This window comes from Pseudomonas sp. NPDC087346 (assembly GCF_044744235.1).
GTDB lineage: Bacteria > Pseudomonadota > Gammaproteobacteria > Pseudomonadales > Pseudomonadaceae > Aquipseudomonas.
Map to the genome: position 1 here is coordinate 6,960 of NZ_JBIUXX010000096.1, position 2,599 is coordinate 9,558.

4 protein-coding genes are annotated in these 2,599 nt (G+C 57.6%); all 4 read left to right on the forward strand.

The genetic code is table 11. The features are described from left to right. Positions 1 to 475 (forward strand): Rrf2 family transcriptional regulator (locus ACIOZM_RS29785; protein ID WP_401220791.1); only part of this gene is annotated, 475 nt, incomplete at its 5' end. A gap of 50 nt (positions 476 to 525) precedes the next feature. Beyond that, complete coding sequence (locus tag ACIOZM_RS29790) at positions 526 to 1,740, forward strand: IscS subfamily cysteine desulfurase (protein ID WP_401220794.1); 1,215 nt, start codon at positions 526 to 528, stop codon at positions 1,738 to 1,740. Positions 1,741 to 1,822: 82 nt separating this feature from the next. Next, the gene (iscU, locus tag ACIOZM_RS29795) at positions 1,823 to 2,209 is read left to right on the forward strand and encodes a Fe-S cluster assembly scaffold IscU (protein ID WP_007929523.1); all 387 of its coding nucleotides are present in this window, start codon (positions 1,823 to 1,825) and stop codon (positions 2,207 to 2,209) included. Positions 2,210 to 2,237: 28 nt separating this feature from the next. Continuing rightward, the gene (iscA, locus tag ACIOZM_RS29800) at positions 2,238 to 2,561 is read left to right on the forward strand and encodes an iron-sulfur cluster assembly protein IscA (RefSeq protein ID WP_028620147.1); all 324 of its coding nucleotides are present in this window, start codon (positions 2,238 to 2,240) and stop codon (positions 2,559 to 2,561) included. Positions 2,562 to 2,599 lie beyond the last annotated feature (38 nt).

The following is a 2,599-nucleotide window of genomic DNA, read 5'->3' on the forward strand; positions in this document are numbered from 1 at the left end:
AGCCCGCTACCCCGTGACCGCCTTGCGTGACCTGGCGTTGCACGCGCAGCACGGGCCGGTGTCTCTGGCCGATATCTCCGAGCGCCAAGGCATCTCCCTGTCCTACCTCGAACAGCTTTTCGCCAAGCTGCGCCGCAGCAACCTGGTTTCCAGCGTTCGCGGTCCGGGTGGTGGCTACCAGTTGTCCCGCGACATGCAGGGCATTCAGGTGGCTCAGGTGATCGATGCGGTGAACGAATCGGTCGATGCCACCAAGTGCCAGGGTCAAGGCGATTGCCATTCCGGTGACACCTGCCTGACCCATCACCTGTGGTGCGACCTTAGCCTGCAGATTCACGAATTTCTAAGTGGTATCAGCTTGGCTGATCTTGTGACTCGCCGTGAGGTGCAAGAAGTAGCCCAGCGTCAGGACCAGCGCCGTTGCAACAGCAAGGCGCCACGCCTGGACAAGATTGAAGCGTCCGCCGTCGAATGACAGCCGAAGAGCTACTAGCGGCACGCCAGCCCTGATTTAGGAGATAGTCCATGAAATTGCCGATTTACCTTGATTACTCTGCGACCACCCCGGTTGATCCGCGTGTTGCGCAAAAAATGAGTGAATGCCTGCTGGTCGACGGAAACTTCGGTAACCCGGCGTCCCGTTCCCACGTGTTCGGCTGGAAAGCTGAAGAGTCCGTCGAAAACGCTCGTCGCCAGGTGGCCGATCTGGTCAACGCCGACCCGCGTGAAATCGTCTGGACTTCGGGCGCTACCGAATCCGACAACCTGGCAATCAAGGGTGCGGCACATTTCTATGCCTCCAAGGGCAAGCACCTGATCACCACCAAGATTGAGCACAAGGCTGTCCTCGACACCATGCGCCAACTGGAGCGTGAAGGTTTCGAAGTGACTTACCTCGAGCCTCAGACCGATGGTCTGATCACTCCGGCAATGATCGAAGCGGCACTGCGCGAAGACACCATTCTGGTGTCGGTAATGCACGTGAACAACGAAATCGGCACCGTCAACGACATCGCCGCCATCGGCGAGTTGCTGCGTTCGAAGGGCATCCTGTTCCACGTCGACGCTGCTCAGTCCACTGGCAAGGTCGAGATCGACCTGCAGAAGCTGAAAGTCGACATGATGTCGTTCTCTGCCCACAAGACCTACGGCCCTAAAGGCATCGGCGCGCTGTACGTGAGCCGCAAGCCGCGTGTGCGCATTGAAGCGACCATGCACGGTGGCGGTCACGAACGTGGCATGCGTTCCGGCACTCTGGCAACTCACCAGATCGTCGGCATGGGTGAAGCTTTCCGCGTCGCCAAAGAAGACATGGCTGCTGAAAACGTGCGCATCAAAGCCTTGAGCGACCGTTTCTACAAGCAGGTCGAGCATCTGGAAGAGCTTTACGTCAACGGCAGCATGACCGCCCGCGTTCCGCACAACCTGAACCTGAGCTTCAACTACGTTGAAGGCGAGTCGCTGATCATGGCGCTCAAGGATCTGGCTGTGTCGTCCGGCTCGGCTTGCACCTCGGCGTCGCTTGAGCCTTCGTATGTACTGCGCGCCCTGGGCCGCAACGACGAACTGGCACACAGCTCGATCCGTTTCACCTTCGGTCGTTTCACCACCGAAGAAGAAATCGACTACGCCGCGCAGAAAGTCTGCGAGGCCGTTACCAAGCTGCGCGCTTTGTCGCCGCTGTGGGACATGTACAAAGACGGTGTCGACATTTCGAAAATCGAGTGGGCGGCACACTGATTTCAAGTCGCCGCGAACCGGCCCTGTGACCTTGGTTGCGGGGCTTAAAGAGCGACTCTCTGATGAGTGAGGATTAAGCATCATGGCTTACAGCGAAAAGGTCATCGACCACTACGAAAACCCGCGCAACGTCGGCAAGATGAACGCGGAAGATCCTGATGTCGGCACCGGCATGGTCGGCGCGCCGGCTTGCGGCGACGTTATGCGCCTGCAGATCAAGGTTAACGAACAAGGCATCATCGAAGACGCCAAGTTCAAGACCTACGGCTGCGGTTCGGCAATCGCTTCCAGCTCCCTCGCCACCGAGTGGATGAAGGGCAAGACCCTGGACGAAGCTGAAACCATCAAGAACACTCAGCTGGCTGAAGAACTGGCGCTGCCGCCAGTGAAAATTCACTGCTCGGTACTCGCTGAAGACGCTATCAAAGCGGCTGTTCGCGACTACAAGCAGAAGAAAGGCTTGATCTAAGCATTGGGCGACGAGTAAGGAGTCAACGATGGCTATCAGCATGACAGAAGCGGCTGCTCGACACGTGCGACGCTCCCTCGACGGGCGCGGCAAAGGTGAAGGGATTCGTCTGGGTGTTCGCACCACAGGCTGTTCCGGCCTTGCCTACGTGCTGGAGTTTGTCGACGAGGTGGTAGCAGAGGATCAGGTGTTCGAGAGTCACGGCGAAAAAGTGATTATCGACCCGAAAAGCCTGTCCTACCTGGACGGCACCGAGCTCGATTTCGTCAAGGAAGGGTTGAACGAAGGCTTCAAGTTCAACAACCCCAACGTACGCGGTGAATGTGGCTGCGGCGAAAGCTTCAACATCTGAGTCTAGTCGTTGGTATTCCATGTCATATCTATTAATAA

What these genes read in the sequence shown, in the direction of transcription:
- iscU (WP_007929523.1), top strand. Translation starts at nt 1,823, where the DNA reads ATGGCTTACAGCGAAAAGGTCATCGACCACTACGAAAACCCGCGCAAC.
- ACIOZM_RS29790 (WP_401220794.1), top strand. Translation starts at nt 526, where the DNA reads ATGAAATTGCCGATTTACCTTGATTACTCTGCGACCACCCCGGTTGAT.
- iscA (WP_028620147.1), top strand. Translation starts at nt 2,238, where the DNA reads ATGGCTATCAGCATGACAGAAGCGGCTGCTCGACACGTGCGACGCTCC.